A 14013-nucleotide genomic window follows, 5' to 3' on the forward strand; every position below is an offset into this window, starting at 1 on the left:
TCCTCCTCGCGGCCGCATCCTAGCGCCGCCTTTGTATTTGACCGCTACGCCGCCTTGGTCTCACCCAATTGCAGCCAGAGATCGACGAGCGCCTTGAACTTCGCCGCCATGTCGGAGACTGCCTGCTCGTCGGTCATCCTGCCGGAAAGCCAGGCCTTGGCAGCGTCGGCGAAGATCGTCCGGCCGACGGCAAATCCCTTGACCGTCTTCGACATTCTGGCGGCGGCGAAACCGTCTTTCAACACCTCATAGGGTGCTTCCAGGCCGAGGAGCACCACGCCCCGGCAAAGCGGATCGCGCGCCTCGATCACGGCGTCGATCGCAGCCCAGGCGGCGCGGCTCGCTTGCGGCTCGAGCTTCCACCAGTCCGGCTTCAAGCCGGCATCATAGAGCTCCTCCAGCGCCCGCGGAATGGTCCGGTCGTCGAGTGTCCCGTGCTTGCCGGCGATGATCTCGATCAGGATCTCGCGCCCGACCTTGCGCGCCGCCTCGAAGGCCGAACGCAACTTTGCGACCTGAGCGGCCTTGAGTTCGGCCGGATCGTCGGGATGGTAGAAGGAAAGCACCTTGATGCAGTGGTCGACCGGCCAGTCGACGAGGCGGCTGCCGAGGTCCTGGCTGAATTCGAAGGTAAGCGGCCGTGATCCCGGAAGCTCGATCGGCTTGCCGATCCAGAAGTCGCGATGGGCGCCGGCGGCATAGAGCGCATCGCGGCCGTATTTGTCGTCGATCAGCATGCCGAAGCCGGAACGGCCTTGAGCTACCTCTGCCGCAGCCCTGACGGCAAGCACCTTGAAGGCCGGGATGCGCGAGAGCAGTTCCGGATTTCCCTCGGCAATGTCCTCGAGCTGACTGCGATGGTCGACGGCGAGCGCCATCAGGAGCGGGATGTCGCGCCGGCGCGTCGTCGCCCAGTGCACGTGGTTGATCGCCTCGTCCTTGCGCAGCGCCTTCTCCTTGCTGCCGTGCTCGAGGAAATATTGCAGTTCGGTCCAGGTCGGGATTTCCGGCGCGCAGAGCAGGCGCGAGACCGCGAAGGCGCCGCAGGCATTGGCCCAGGTAGCGGACGTCGCGTGCGGCTCGCCGGTGAGCCAGCCGCGCAGAAAGCCCGACATGAAAGCGTCGCCGGCGCCGAGAACGTTATAGACTTCGATTGGAAAACCCTTGCCGACGATACCGTCTTCGAGATCGTCCGAGATCGGTCCATCATAGACAATGCAGCCCATCGGTCCACGTTTGAGCACGATCGTGGCTTCGGAGAGGGAGCGGATGGTCTTGAGTGCCGCGAGGAGGTCGCTTTCGCCCGACGCGATCAGCACCTCTTCCTCAGTGCCGACAATCAGGTCGCAATACCCGAGCACGGTCTTCAGATGCGCCGAAACGCGGTCCGAGGCGATGTAGCGGCTCTCGCCCGCATCGTGACCCGCAAGACCCCATAGATTAGGGCGGTAATCGATGTCGAAGACGATCCTGGCGCCGCTTTCCTTGGCGATCCTCATCGCCTTGCGCTGGGCGGCGTCCGCATTCGGTTTCGCAAAATGTGTGCCGGTGACGAGGACCGCGCGCGCGGAACCGATGAAATCCTCCGAAATATCGTCCTCGCAAAGCGCGTTGTCAGCGCAATTGTCGCGATAGAAAAGGAGCGGGAAGGATTTGTCGTTCTCGACGGAGAGGATCGCAAGTGCGGTCAGCCGCTCCGGGTCGGTGACGATGCCGCGCGTCTCCACGCCTTCGCGCTGAAGCTGCTCGCGGATGAAGCGGCCCATCTGTTCGTCGCCGACGCGCGTCAGGAGCGCCGATTTCAGGCCGAGGCGCGCTGTGCCCACGGAAATGTTGCAAGGGCAGCCGCCGACCGATTTGGCGAAGCTCGCCACGTCTTCGAGCCGCGTGCCGATCTGCTGTCCGTAGAGGTCGACCGAAGCTCTGCCGATCGTGATGAGGTCGAGGGGCTTGGCACCCGCACCTGATGGAACTTGGGCCGACGAAATCTGGCTCACTGCTTCCTCCCCGCGGACGCCGGACCGGCGCCGACAACTAAGTCTATGCCATGGGTGACGAGCATATGAAACATAAATTCCGTTGTTTCGTCAATATGGAATTTCCGTTCTATATTGCCTCACTCGCCCTCGGCGAGGCGGCGCCGTTTCTCGGCGATGGCGACGGTCAGCGCCATGGCGAAGGCCATGCTGGCGGAGAGCGAACGGAAGCCGGCATGATCGGCCTCGACCAGTTCGAACCAGACCCTGGAGGATTCGGCGAGCGGCGAGAAGGCGGAGTCGGTCAGCGAGACAACGGGTACCTTTCGGTTGGCGAGCAAGCGCGCCTGGCTGGCGCTTTCCGACGCGTAGGGCGAAAAGCTGACGGCAAAGGCGGCATCCTCCTTCGTCGCCATGGCCAGCATGTCCTCGTCGATCCCCGCGGCCGTTCCGACATGCTGATATTTCACCTTCAGCTTGCCGAAAGCATAGGCCATGTAGCTGGAAATCGGATAGGAGCGCCGCTTGGCGATGAGATAGATCGTGTTCGCCTTTGCGAGAATGCCGACGGCGCGCTCGAATGCGTCCGGATCGACCGAGGTCGCGATGTTGTCGAGCGAGCGATGGGCGGCCGCAACGAAGCCGTTGAAGATCGATCCGCTTTCGAGCTTGCTGTGATCGTTCTGGCGCAGCGCCTTCAGCCGTTCCTCGTAGCCGGGCGTGCGCTCCCGCAGGCGTGCGCGAAAAATCTGCTGCAGGCTCGAAAAGCCTTCGAAGCCGAAGTGCTGGGCGAAGCGCACGAGCGTCGAGGGCTGGACGTCGGCCGAAGTCGCAATACTCGCCGCCGTCCCGAAGGCGATCTCGTCCGGATTGTCGAGCGAGTAGGCGGCCACCTGTTTCAGCCGTTTAGGCAGTTGCGCCTTGCGCTCGAGGATAACCGCCTTCAGCGTTTCGAAATCCTGCGGGACATCGGCAATCGTTTCAGGCGTGGGCATCGTTCGGGCCTCCGGCTCATTCTCGTCGTTTGCCTCAGTTTAATCGACTAACCATTGCAGCGATAGAATGGACGTTCCATTTTGGTTCCTTATCCAGCGGGAAGTATGCATGCCCGCATCGCCTCAGGCTTGTCTCCCGCAGGCGGGGCGAAGGAAACGCGCGGCGCTACCTTCGCAACCATGACCGCCGGCCAACCATCGGGCACGTCCCCTCTCCCGCGCGCGTGGAGAGGGTAAGGGTGAGGGGCAAAGACAACAGCGAGTCGGACGTCAAGATCAGCCAATCTCCACCCACTCGTTCGTCCTTGCGGAGTGATAGGTTGCGGAAAGAACCTTCTGGACTTCGTAACCCTCGCGGAAATCGGTCGAGGTCTTACCGCCCTTGGCGATCGCTTCCAGGAACTCGTTGGCCTCGATCGCCTTCAGCTCGTTGAAGCCGATCTGGTGGCCCGGTGCCACGCAGAAGGCTCCGTAGGGCGGATGCTCCGGTCCCGCCCAGATCGTCCGGAAGCCGCGGCTCCTGATGTCGTCGCCGGCGGAGTAGACCCTGATCTCGTTCAGCCGCTCCTGGGTGAAGACGATGCTTCCCTTGGAGCCGTAAATCTCGAAATCGTGCTGCATCTTGCGGCCGGTCGCGATCCAGCTCGCTTCGAAGCTTCCGCTCGCGCCGCTCTCGAAACGGACGAAGGCCCTCGTGACGTCGTCGACCTCGACCGTCCGGGTCTCTGTGGCGCCGCGCGTGACAGGGCGTTGCGGAACGTGGATGACGGTCTCTGCCAGTACGGACCGGATCGGCCCGACGAGATGGCGCATGCAGGCGATCATGTGGCTGCCGATGTCGGCGAGCGCACCGCCGCCGCTGCGCGGGTCCAGCCGCCAACCCCACGGAACGCTCTCATCAGCCATGAAATCTTCCGCATGAATGCCGCGAAACGAACGTATTTCGCCGATCTCGCCGCTTTCGATAATGTCCCTGGCGAGAAAAATGAGCGGGTTCTTGAGATAGTTGAAGCCGACCTGGGTGACGACGCCGGCCTTTTGCGCGGCGGCGACCATCTCGGCGCAGTCGGCGACCGTCGGTGCCAGCGGCTTTTCGCAATAGACGTGCTTGCCGTGGGCAATCGCAGCGAGCGCCATTTCCTTGTGCAGGAGGTTCGGCGTGGTGATGTCGATGATGTCGATCTCGGGATCGGTCAGAAGTTCGCGCCAGTCGGCCGTCGCCTTGCGGAAGCCGAGTTGTCCGCGGGCCGCCTCCGCGCCCTCCTGCGTCACGTCCGCCACGGATACGAGATCCAGCTCGAAGGGCAGGTCGAAGACTCGTGACGCAATCGTGAACCCAAGGGCATGCGCCTTGCCCATGAAGCCCGTCCCGATCAGGCCAATGCCCAGCCTGCGCTTGCCGCTCATCTCGTTTCTCCCGGGCCAAGCCCTGTCTGTGCTCGGCGAAATGAAATGAAATGCGCGCGAATTGTCAATATGGAATATTTGTTCGAAAATCCGGTCCCGCGTGCCTGATGGAACAGGGCGTGTCCGCCCGGTCCGCTATGCTTGGGCAGAATGTGTTAACGCATTTTTACCATGTTGCGTTGAAACATCACTGGTGACGGTGGTGGACGAATCGCTTTCATATGGCGGGGCGAAATCGGAGTGATCGAGCATGTGCCGTTGGGCAGCCTATCGCGGAGAGCCGCTTTATCTCGAAGAACTCGTGACGTCGCCCAAGCATTCCCTGATCGAGCAATCCCATTGCGCCGTCAGGGCGAAAACGGCGACCAATGGCGACGGCTTCGGAATAGCGTGGTACGGCGACCGTCCTGAGCCGGGCCGCTACCGGGACATCCTGCCCGCCTGGTCGGATTGCAATCTCAAGAGCATTGCCAGGCAGATTCGCTCGCCGCTGTTCCTCGCCCATGTTCGCGCGGCCACCGGCGGCGGCACGCGCCGCGACAATTGCCATCCCTTCGTCTTCGGCCGCTGGTCCTTCATGCATAATGGACAGATCGGCGATTTCGAGCATTTGCGGCGGCCGATGGAGACCATGCTCGACAACGAGCTCTATTCGGCGCGCAGCGGCACGACGGATTCGGAGCTGCTCTTCCTGCTTGCCCTGCAGTTCGGTCTCGACCGTGATCCCCTCGGTGCCGTTGCCGAGGCGCTCGCCTTCGTCGAGCGGCTTGCCGAACGCCTGGGACGCCCGGCACTCGTGCGCTTCACGGCGGCCTTCTCCGACGGCCGCGATCTTTATGCGGTCCGCTATGCCACGGATTGGAAAGCTCCCACGCTCTATGCAGGTCCGATGGGGTCGAGTGGCGGCTATTGCCTCGTCTCCGAGCCGCTCAATGACGATGACAGCGCCTGGGTGGAGGTTCCGGACGGATCCGCGATCATCGTCGGGGAAAACGGCGTCGACGTTCGCCTTTTCGGGACGGCCGACCTGGCAATAGCGCCCACCTCCGGCCTGTCCTCAGGATGAAAGCTTCGCCGCGATCAGCGCGGCGAGCTTCGCCGCGACATCGTCCTTGCCCATTTCCGGCCATTCCTCGGTACCGTCACGGCCGATCAGCTTAACCCGATTGCGGTCGCCGCCCATGATGCCGGTTGCGGGCGAAACGTCGTTGGCCAGAATGTAATCGGCCCCCTTCTTCTGGAGCTTGGCGCGGCCGTTCTCGGCGACGTTCTCGGTCTCGGCGGCAAAGCCGATCACGAGCTTAGGCCGCGATGCGTGGTGGCCGACGGTCTTCAGGATATCGGGATTCTCTGCAAGCTGCAGCGGAGGAGGGGCCTCGCCCGGCCGCTTCTTGATCTTGTTGCCGGCGGCCAATGCGACGCGCCAGTCGGCAACGGCTGCCACCATGACGACCACATCGGCCGGCAGCGCGGCCAACACCGCATCGCGCATCTCCTCGGCGCGCTCGACCCGTACGACGCGGACGCCGGCGGGGTCCGCGATCGTCACCGGCCCGGAAACGAGCGTGACCTCGGCGCCGAGCCGCGCCAGTGCTGCGGCGATCGCGTGGCCCTGCTTGCCGGACGACCGGTTGGCGATGTAGCGCACCGGATCGATCGGCTCGTGCGTCGGTCCGGATGTGACGATGGCCTTGCGACCGGCGAGCGGGCCTGCTCCGTTGAAAAATTCCTCGACCGCCGCGACGATCTCCAGAGCTTCGGCCATGCGGCCTTCCCCTGCCTCGCCGCTCTCGGCCATTTCGCCGGTGGCAGGTCCGACGAAGCGGACGCCGTCGCCGGCGAGCGTCGCGCGGTTGCGGTGCGTGGCCGGGTGCGACCACATCCTCGGGTTCATCGCCGGCGCGAGCAGCACCGGCCGGTCGGTCGCCAGGAGCACCGTCGAGGCGAGGTCGTCGGCGTGACCGTGCGCCATCTTTGCCATCAGGTCGGCCGTTGCCGGGGCCACGACCACGAGATCGCAATGCCGCGCCAGCCGGATGTGACCGACATCCTGCTCGTCCTCGCGCGAGAAAAGCTCCGTGAAAACGTGAGAGGCCGAAAGCGCGCCGACGGTCAGCGGCGTGACGAAACGCTGCGCCGCCGCCGTCATCACCGGGCGCACGTCGGCACCGCGCTCGCGCAGGCGGCGGATCAGGTCGAGGCTCTTATAGGCCGCGATTCCGCCGGCTATGATGAGAAGAATGCGCTTGCCCGACAGTGTCATTCCGCTTCGGCTCCAGCCGCTCCCGTTCGTTTCCGGCGACCCTACTCGACCGTCTTCCCGCACGCAATTGCGCGCCTGATTTCGAGTGCAGGCCGAATTTGAAGCTTGACTTTCCGCGTTTCACGTAACACGTTGAGTTACATGAAACGCGATAGCCGACTTTCCATTACTTTGCATGCGCTCCTCCACATGGCGGAGCGTGAAACCATCACCTCGGAGGAGTTGGCAGCCTGCCTCTCCACCAATCCCGTCGTGGTCCGACGCACCATGGCGGGTTTACGGGAAGCGGGTCTCGTCCGCTCCGAAAAGGGGCATGGCGGAGGCTGGTCGCTCGTGCGCGATCTCGCAACCATCAGCCTTGCGGACGTGCATGCCGCGCTCGGTGAACCGCCCGTGTTTGCGATCGGCAACCGAACCGAGGCTCCCGGCTGTGTGGTGGAGCAGGCGGTCAATGCCGCGATGGACGGAGCGCTCCGGGATGCCGAGGCGCTTCTCATGCAGCGATTGGAACGAATAAGCCTCGCAGATCTTTCAAACGATTTCCAGCGACGAATGGCGATCCGTCGCCAGCAGATGAAGGAGCAGAACCATGGCGGTTGATGTGATGCCGGTAGACGTGGCGATCGTGGGTGGAAGCTATGCAGGGCTGTCGGCGGCATTGCAATTGGCCAGAGCCAGACGCTCCGTGGTCGTCGTCGATGCGGGCGCGCGCAGGAACCGCTTTGCCGAATCGTCGCATGGGTTCCTCAGCCGGGACGGCGAGGCGCCTGCGACGATCGCGGCGCACGGCCGGGAACAGTTGCTGGCCTATCCCAATGTGCGTTTCGTCGAAGGAACGGCCGATACGGCGCGCCGCGACGGCGCCAATCTGGTCGTCTCGGTGCAGGGCGAAAAGATCGCGGCGCGGCGGCTGATCCTGGCAACGGGCGTCGTCGATGAGCTGCCGTCGATACCGGGGCTTCAGGAACGCTGGGGCCGCGCCGTCTTTCATTGCCCCTATTGCCATGGTTATGAGCTAGGGCAGGGCCGCATCGGCGTTCTCGCAACCGGTGAGTCCAGTTTTCACCAGGCCATGATGCTGCCGGACTGGGGGCCGACCACCCTTTTCGCCAATGGAGCGTTCGAGCCCGATGCCGCTCAGGCCGCCATGCTGGAAGCGCGCGGTGTGGAGATCGAAAGGGAGAGGGTCGTCGCTGTCGACGGAGCGAAGGCGAGCGTGGTTCTCGATGGCGGCCGGACCGTTTCTCTCGAAGGCCTGTTCGTCGCGTCGCGCACCCGCATGGCGAGCGATCTGCCTGCAGCGCTCGGCTGCGAATTCGAGGACGGGCCGCTCGGACCCTATATCCGGACGAACGAGGCAAAGGAGACGAGCGTCGAGCGCATCTATGCCTGTGGCGATGCCGCGCGGGGCGCGGGCTCGGTCTCGCATGCGGTCGGCGATGGCGTCACGGCAGCCGTGGCCGCGCATAAATCACTGATTTTCGACGTACATTGAGCCTTCATTCCGCCGTTTGATGAGCGCCGGCGGCGAGGAGGAGGCGCTCGATCCGCCGGAACCCTCGCCTTTTAGCATGGGCGAGGGGCGTAACGCCCTCGCCGTCCGCCAGGTCGACATCCGCACCGGCCTCGATCAGCAGCCTGACGATCTCCGTATGGCTGTCGCCTCCGCTGCCGAGGATGATCGCCTCGAGGAGCGCCGTCCAGCCGAGGCGGTTTACATGGTCGACGGCAACCCCGGCATCGATCAGCGTCTTCACGGTTTCGACATGGCCGCGCTCGGCGGCCGGAATGAGGGCGGTGCCGCCGTAGCGGTTGGTGCTTTTGAGATCGGCGCCATGCGCGAGCGTCATCTTCAATATTTCGAGATGGCCGCGCGCGCCGGCATAGAGATAAGGGCTGTCCTCGATGCGGTCCTTGGCATTGACGTCGGCGCCGGCCGCGATGAGAGCCCTTGCGGCCTCGATATTGTTCTCATGCGTGGCGATGAGCAGGGCCGTCGCGCCTGTTTCGTCGCGGGCATCCACGTGTGCGCCGCGCTCTACGAGAGCGCTGATTTCGGCGGCATTGCCCAGCCGGGCGGCCGTGAGGAGTTCTTTATCCAGCATGGCAGCCTTCGCGACCCCTGTTAGACTGAAAAGAGTGACGAGAGCGATGACGGCGTAGCGCAACAGGCCTCGTGCAGCCGATCTCTGAAGCGGGATGAACATGGTCAGAGCATCGAACGGCTGAGCCCGCCGTCGACGGGCAGCGCAATCCCGGTGATGTAGGCGGCCTGGCGGCTTGCGAGAAAGGCTGCGGCAGCACCGAACTCGGCCGGCGTCCCATAGCGCCCGAGCGGAATTTCCGACTGGCTGCGCACTGCAACGGTTTCGACGCTGACGCCCTCGGCCTCCGCATCCATGCGATCGAAGCTCAGGGTCCGGTCCGTCGCAAGCCGGCCGGGCAGGAGCATGTTGACGGTCACGCCGTCGGCTGCCACCTCGCTGGCGAGCGTCTTCATCCAGCCGGCAAGCGCGCTGCGCAACGCGTTGGACGCCGTCAGGCCAGGGATCGGCTCGCGGATGCTGGTGGAGGCGACGGCAACGATGCGGCCGAAGCGGCGCTCCCGCATCGACGGCAGCAGGCGGTGCGAAATGCGCATGCCGGAAAGCACCATCGCCTCGAACTGGGCCCGCCAGAAGCCGGGATCGATGTCGGCAGCATTCGTCGGCGGCGGACCGCCACCGTTCAGCACGAGAATATCGATCTGTCCGAATGTAGCGGCGAGCCGATCGAGGAAGGGGTCGACGACTTCAGGCTTTGCCAGGTCCAGCGAAAAGCCGGCAGCATTCGGGCCGATTTCCGCTGCGGCCTTGGCTGCGGTTTCGACGTTCCGGCCGGTCAGCGCGACCGCAACGCCTTCCCCCGCAAGCGCTTCGGCGATACCGCGCCCGAGCCCTTTGCTGCCACCGAGAACGAGCGCCTTTTTGCCGCTAATGCCGAGATCCATATTCCTTCCTCCTGCTTTGATCGATGGCAACGCCTGGCTGCCTGGCACTTCTCCCCGGCCGGCTGGCAAGGCGGCCCGCCGCTCCGTTCACGCAAGCTGCCAGGCGATGTAGACGAGCGTCGCCGCGATAAGCCATAGCGCGGTACGGCCCGAGCGCGTATGGCGCGCCTCGGCTCTGCCGATCGCTTCCGCGGTCTCCGGATCGAAGCGCAGGCCGTTCTCGCTCATTGCCATGATTTCCGCCGAGAACCGCTCGGTCCGGGCTGCGATCTCCGGCAGCGCTTCGGCAACCCGCAGCGCCGCATGAACGCCGTCGCGCAGGTCGGCGACGATGCGTTTCGGCCCGAGATTGTCCCTTATCCACTTGCCGACCACCGGTTCGGACGCCTTCCACATGTTGAAGCGCGGATTGAGCGTTCGGGCGACGCCCTCGACGACGACCATCGTCTTCTGCAGCATCACCAGTTCGGGGCGGGTCTGCATGTCGAAAAGTTCGGTGACCTCGAACAGCAGCGTCAGCAGCTTCGCCATCGAGATCGTCTCGGCCGGCTGGCCGTGGATCGGCTCGCCGATGGCGCGGATCGCCTGGGCGAAGCTTGCGGCGTCGTGGTGCGAGGGAACGTAACCGGCCTCGAAATGCACATCCGCGACGCGCTGATAATCGCGCATGATGAAGCCGTAGAGGATCTCGGCCAGGAAGCGCCGTTCCTTCCGGCCGAGGCGGCCGACGATCCCCATGTCGACGGCGACGATATGGCCCGCATCGTCGACGAAGAGGTTGCCCTGGTGCATGTCCGCGTGGAAGAAGCCGTCCCGGAGCGTGTGGCGCAGAAAGGACTGGATCAGCGTTTCGGCCAGGCGGTTCAGGTCATGGCCGGCCCGTTTCAGCCCTTCGATGTCCGACATCTTGACGCCGTCGATCCATTCCATCGTCACGACGTCGCGGCCGGTGCGCTCCCAATCGACCCTGGGCACGCGAAACCCGGAATCCTCTTTGGTGTTCTCGCCAAGTTCGGAAAGCGCCGCGGCCTCGAGTCTCAGATCCATTTCGACCTTGGTCGTCTGCTCCAGCGTCTTCGTCACCTCGACCGGCCTCAGGCGGCGCGTATAGGGCAGGAATCGCTCCTGCATCCGCGAGACCAGATACATGGCCTCGATGTCGGCCACAAAACGTTGGCGCACGCCCGGGCGGATGACCTTGACGGCCACCCTTTCGCGTCTGCCGTCGCGCATGACCACGGCGGGATGAACCTGGGCGATCGATGCGGCTGCGATCGGCTCGGAGAATTCGACGAAGAGCTCGCCGACGGGGCGCCCGAGAGACGCCTCTATCGCGGCCCTGGACGCGCTCTCGGGAAAAGTCGCCATGCGGTCCTGGAGCAGCGAGAGGTCGGCGGCAAGTTCGGCGCCGACCACGTCCGGGCGGGTCGCGAGAAACTGGCCGATCTTGACATAGGAAGGGCCGAGCCGTTCCACCGCCCGGGCGAGGCGGCCGCTGCGCGCGCCGAACCGGGCCTCGCGGCTGGCGAGCAGGCCGGCGAGCTTCTGCACGAAGCGTGCGAGCGGGGGCAGGTGTTCGGAGGGGACCGCGGCAAACGCATTCTCGCGCGCAAGGACCCAGCCGATCCGTATGAGACGGAAATATGCTCCGGGAGTGCTCATGCGCTCAGATTTTCCAGCCGGAATGCAGCGCTGCGATGCCGCCGGTATAATTGGTGAAGGAGACGCGGGCGAAGCCGGCGTCACGGATCATGGCGGCGAAATCACGCTGGTTCGGAAACTTGCGGATCGATTCTACCAGATATTGGTAGGGCGCATCGTCGCCGGTGATGAGCTTGCCGAATTTCGGAATCGCATTGAAGGACCATGCGTCGTAGAAGCGGTCGAGCAGCGGCATCTCCACTTCGGAGAATTCGAGCACGAGGAGCCGGCCGCCGCGCTTCAGCACGCGGTAGGCCTCCTTGAGCGCGACCTCGATGCGCGGCACGTTGCGGATGCCGAAGGCGATCGTGTAGGCGTCGAATGAATTCGCCGCGAAGGGCAGGTCTTCGGCGTTGGCCTCGACGAAGTCGAGATTGGCGTCGATCCCCTTCTTGCGGGCGCGCTCGGCGCCCACCGAGAGCATCGAGCCGTTGATGTCGAGGACGGTCGCATGGGCTTTGCGCCCGGAGCGCTCGACGATGCGGAAGGCGATGTCACCGGTGCCGCCGGCGACATCGAGAACCCGATAGCCCTCGCGGCTCGGCGGGTTGAGCGCCGCGATCATCGCATCTTTCCAGACGCGGTGCAGCCCGGCCGACATCACGTCGTTCATGATGTCGTAGCGTTTGGCGACCTTGTGGAAGACGTCGTTGACGAGCGGCTGCTTCTCGCCCGTGCCGACTTCGCGGAAACCGAATGAGGTCTCCATTCCGCCCCTCGCCGATACGCGCTCATCCGCCATACGAAACTCCACTTCAACGAATTTTGCCGGCACCATAGCGAAATCGCTCCGTGCACGCTATCTGAGCGAGAGGCGACCGGCTGCCGCATGCAGCGGGATATAGGCTATCGACGGCGTCATGGGAATGGCGTGCCGCTCACGTGGGCGGGTGCGATGAATAAAGGATGAAGGAACACGGCCGATGCCGGAATTGCCCGAGGTGGAAACGGTCAGGCGCGGACTGGCGCCGACCATGGAGGGTGCGCTTCTGGTGCGGGCGGAGTTGCGCCGGCCGGATCTGCGCTTTCCGTTCCCCGAGAATTTCGCCAACGCGGTCGCGGGCCGCCGCATCATCGCCCTCTCGCGGCGCGCCAAATATCTGATGATCGAGCTCGAGGGCGGCGACGTCATCATCGCCCATCTCGGCATGTCCGGCTCGTTCCGGATCGAGAAGGGCCCGATAGAGGCTGGCGCGAATCCGGCCACGCCCGGCGCCTTCCACCACCCGCGCGGCAAGGACGAGAAGCACGATCATGTCGTCTTCCATCTCGATGGCGGCTCCGGTCCGGCTCGGGTGATCTATAACGATCCGCGTCGCTTCGGTTTCATGGATCTGGCTCGGCGCTCGGCGCTCGCCGACCACGTCTATCTCCGCGGCCTCGGTGAGGAGCCGACCGGCAATGCCCTCGACGCCGCCTATCTCGCCGCCCGTTTCGCCGGCAAGGTCCAGCCGCTGAAAGCCGCTCTTCTTGACCAGAGGACGATCGCGGGCCTCGGAAATATCTATGTCTGCGAGGCGTTGTGGCGCTCGGGCCTCTCGCCGAAAAGGGCGGCAGGCACGCTTGTCGACAAGCGGGGCCGCCCGAAACAGGCGCTGATTGCACTGACGGAAAGGATCCGCGCCGTGATTGCCGATGCGATTGCCGCCGGCGGCTCCTCGCTCAAGGATCACATTCAGGCGGACGGCAGTCTCGGCTATTTCCAGCACAGCTTCTCCGTCTATGACAGGGAAGGCGAGGCTTGCCGCACGCCCGGCTGCCACGGTACGGTCGCCCGCATAGTACAGGCGGGACGTTCGACCTTTTATTGTCCGCACTGCCAGAAATAGGGCGGCATGGCACATTCCGCTCTTCAATCTTGCGACAACGCGTGAAGGAGACGGGAATGAGTTACGAGACGTTGCTGGTCGAAACGCAGGGCCGCGTGGGCCTGATCACGCTCAACCGGCCGCAGGCGCTCAATGCGCTGAATGCGGTGCTGATGCGCGAGCTCGATGCCGCGCTGAAGGCCTTCGACGCCGACAGGGACGTCGGCGCCATCGTCCTTGCCGGCTCCGAGAAGGCCTTTGCCGCCGGCGCGGACATCAAGGAGATGCAGGGGCTCGATTTCGTCGACGGTTACCTCGCCGATTTCCTTGGCGGCTGGGAGCATGTCGCGAACGCCCGCAAGCCGATGATCGCCGCCGTATCCGGTTTCGCGCTCGGCGGTGGCTGCGAGCTCGCCATGATGTGCGACTTCATCATCGCCTCCGAAACGGCGAAGTTCGGCCAGCCGGAGATTACCCTCGGCGTCATTCCCGGCATGGGCGGATCGCAGCGCCTGACCCGCGCAGTCGGCAAGGCGAAGGCCATGGACCTCATTCTCACCGGCCGCATGATGGACGCGGCGGAGGCCGAGCGCTCGGGGCTCGTTTCGCGCGTGGTGGCTCCGGACAGGCTCCTGGAGGAGGCGCTCGACGCCGCGAAGAAGATCGCGTCATTCTCGCTGCCGGCGGCGATGATGGCCAAGGAGGCAGTCAATCGCTCTCTGGAACTGACGCTCGCCGAGGGCCTGCGCTTCGAGCGGCGGCTCTTCCAGTCGCTTTTCGCAACGGAGGACCAGAAAGAGGGCATGGCCGCCTTCGTCGCCAAGCGCAAAGCCGAATTCAAACACAGGTGAGCCACGGACAGGACTCTGTTTTC

The 14013-nt window shown here is 64.5% G+C and carries 13 protein-coding genes; 5 read left to right on the forward strand and 8 right to left on the reverse strand.

What is annotated here, in order from left to right:
• Nucleotides 1-44: 44 nt before the first annotated feature.
• From ACTJKL_RS08935 to ACTJKL_RS08945, 3 genes are all read right to left on the reverse strand, one after another.
• Nucleotides 45-1997 carry a bifunctional 5-dehydro-2-deoxygluconokinase/5-dehydro-2-deoxyphosphogluconate aldolase gene (locus ACTJKL_RS08935; RefSeq protein ID WP_275596915.1) on the reverse strand — a complete coding sequence of 651 codons (1953 nt, stop codon included), beginning with the start codon at nt 1995-1997 and terminating at the stop codon, nt 45-47.
• A 119-nt stretch (nt 1998-2116) separates the two neighbouring features.
• Nucleotides 2117-2971: a MurR/RpiR family transcriptional regulator gene (locus ACTJKL_RS08940; RefSeq protein ID WP_411922674.1), complete on the reverse strand. Its 855-nt coding sequence runs from the start codon at nt 2969-2971 to the stop codon at nt 2117-2119.
• Nucleotides 2972-3247: 276 nt separating this feature from the next.
• Nucleotides 3248-4378: a Gfo/Idh/MocA family protein gene (locus tag ACTJKL_RS08945; protein WP_275596914.1), complete on the reverse strand. Its 1131-nt coding sequence runs from the start codon at nt 4376-4378 to the stop codon at nt 3248-3250.
• A 250-nt stretch (nt 4379-4628) separates the two neighbouring features.
• Here ACTJKL_RS08945 and ACTJKL_RS08950 point away from each other — a divergent pair, with 250 nt between their 5' ends.
• Nucleotides 4629-5444, forward strand: coding sequence for a class II glutamine amidotransferase (locus ACTJKL_RS08950; RefSeq protein ID WP_100669787.1), 816 nt, complete (start codon nt 4629-4631; stop codon nt 5442-5444).
• Here the strand turns inward: ACTJKL_RS08950 and coaBC are convergent.
• Entirely contained in the window at nt 5436-6641 is a 1206-nt protein-coding gene (gene coaBC, locus ACTJKL_RS08955; RefSeq protein ID WP_440852718.1) for a bifunctional phosphopantothenoylcysteine decarboxylase/phosphopantothenate--cysteine ligase CoaBC, read from the reverse strand. The two genes, ACTJKL_RS08950 and coaBC, sit on opposite strands and share 9 nt — an antisense overlap.
• A 141-nt stretch (nt 6642-6782) precedes the next feature.
• Here coaBC and ACTJKL_RS08960 point away from each other — a divergent pair, with 141 nt between their 5' ends.
• Both ACTJKL_RS08960 and ACTJKL_RS08965 read left to right on the forward strand, forming a co-directional pair.
• Nucleotides 6783-7241, forward strand: coding sequence for an Rrf2 family transcriptional regulator (locus tag ACTJKL_RS08960; RefSeq protein WP_100669785.1), 459 nt, complete (start codon nt 6783-6785; stop codon nt 7239-7241).
• Nucleotides 7231-8136, forward strand: a complete 906-nt coding sequence (locus ACTJKL_RS08965) for an NAD(P)/FAD-dependent oxidoreductase (RefSeq protein WP_100669784.1) — start codon at nt 7231-7233, stop codon at nt 8134-8136. Before ACTJKL_RS08960 ends, ACTJKL_RS08965 begins: the two co-directional genes overlap by 11 nt.
• 4 nt (nt 8137-8140) lie before the next feature.
• Here the strand turns inward: ACTJKL_RS08965 and ACTJKL_RS08970 are convergent, their stop codons facing one another.
• The 4 genes from ACTJKL_RS08970 to ubiE all read right to left on the reverse strand — a co-directional run bounded on the left by ACTJKL_RS08970 (nt 8141) and on the right by ubiE (nt 12073).
• Entirely contained in the window at nt 8141-8746 is a 606-nt protein-coding gene (locus ACTJKL_RS08970) for an ankyrin repeat domain-containing protein (RefSeq protein ID WP_100670032.1), read from the reverse strand.
• Nucleotides 8747-8850: 104 nt separating this feature from the next.
• Nucleotides 8851-9630: an SDR family oxidoreductase gene (locus ACTJKL_RS08975; RefSeq protein WP_440852719.1), complete on the reverse strand. Its 780-nt coding sequence runs from the start codon at nt 9628-9630 to the stop codon at nt 8851-8853.
• A gap of 87 nt (nt 9631-9717) precedes the next feature.
• Complete coding sequence (gene ubiB, locus ACTJKL_RS08980) at nt 9718-11292, reverse strand: 2-polyprenylphenol 6-hydroxylase (RefSeq protein ID WP_379937076.1); 1575 nt, start codon at nt 11290-11292, stop codon at nt 9718-9720.
• A gap of 4 nt (nt 11293-11296) precedes the next feature.
• The gene (ubiE, locus tag ACTJKL_RS08985; protein WP_100670031.1) at nt 11297-12073 is read right to left on the reverse strand and encodes a bifunctional demethylmenaquinone methyltransferase/2-methoxy-6-polyprenyl-1,4-benzoquinol methylase UbiE; all 777 of its coding nucleotides are present in this window, start codon (nt 12071-12073) and stop codon (nt 11297-11299) included.
• Between the two features lie 181 nt (nt 12074-12254).
• Between ubiE and mutM the strand changes: the two genes are divergently transcribed.
• Nucleotides 12255-13160, forward strand: coding sequence for a bifunctional DNA-formamidopyrimidine glycosylase/DNA-(apurinic or apyrimidinic site) lyase (gene mutM / locus ACTJKL_RS08990; protein WP_379937074.1), 906 nt, complete (start codon nt 12255-12257; stop codon nt 13158-13160).
• 56 nt (nt 13161-13216) lie between these two features.
• A complete protein-coding gene (locus ACTJKL_RS08995; RefSeq protein ID WP_275596906.1) occupies nt 13217-13990 on the forward strand; it encodes an enoyl-CoA hydratase in 774 nt (257 codons plus the stop codon).
• Nucleotides 13991-14013: the final 23 nt, after the last annotated feature.

The organism is Sinorhizobium sp. 22678 (assembly GCF_052044265.1).
GTDB classification, from domain to species: domain Bacteria; phylum Pseudomonadota; class Alphaproteobacteria; order Rhizobiales; family Rhizobiaceae; genus Sinorhizobium; species Sinorhizobium meliloti_A.

Bases quoted from the DNA above. Each gene is read 5' to 3' on its own strand.
- ACTJKL_RS08940 (WP_411922674.1), bottom strand. From the start codon at position 2,971: ATGCCCACGCCTGAAACGATTGCCGATGTCCCGCAGGATTTCGAAACG.
- ACTJKL_RS08945 (WP_275596914.1), bottom strand. From the start codon at position 4,378: ATGAGCGGCAAGCGCAGGCTGGGCATTGGCCTGATCGGGACGGGCTTC.
- ACTJKL_RS08950 (WP_100669787.1), top strand. From the start codon at position 4,629: ATGTGCCGTTGGGCAGCCTATCGCGGAGAGCCGCTTTATCTCGAAGAA.
- coaBC (WP_440852718.1), bottom strand. From the start codon at position 6,641: ATGACACTGTCGGGCAAGCGCATTCTTCTCATCATAGCCGGCGGAATC.
- ACTJKL_RS08960 (WP_100669785.1), top strand. From the start codon at position 6,783: ATGAAACGCGATAGCCGACTTTCCATTACTTTGCATGCGCTCCTCCAC.
- ACTJKL_RS08965 (WP_100669784.1), top strand. From the start codon at position 7,231: ATGGCGGTTGATGTGATGCCGGTAGACGTGGCGATCGTGGGTGGAAGC.
- ACTJKL_RS08970 (WP_100670032.1), bottom strand. From the start codon at position 8,746: ATGCTGGATAAAGAACTCCTCACGGCCGCCCGGCTGGGCAATGCCGCC.
- ACTJKL_RS08975 (WP_440852719.1), bottom strand. From the start codon at position 9,630: ATGGATCTCGGCATTAGCGGCAAAAAGGCGCTCGTTCTCGGTGGCAGC.
- ubiB (WP_379937076.1), bottom strand. From the start codon at position 11,292: ATGAGCACTCCCGGAGCATATTTCCGTCTCATACGGATCGGCTGGGTC.
- ubiE (WP_100670031.1), bottom strand. From the start codon at position 12,073: ATGGCGGATGAGCGCGTATCGGCGAGGGGCGGAATGGAGACCTCATTC.
- mutM (WP_379937074.1), top strand. From the start codon at position 12,255: ATGCCGGAATTGCCCGAGGTGGAAACGGTCAGGCGCGGACTGGCGCCG.
- ACTJKL_RS08995 (WP_275596906.1), top strand. From the start codon at position 13,217: ATGAGTTACGAGACGTTGCTGGTCGAAACGCAGGGCCGCGTGGGCCTG.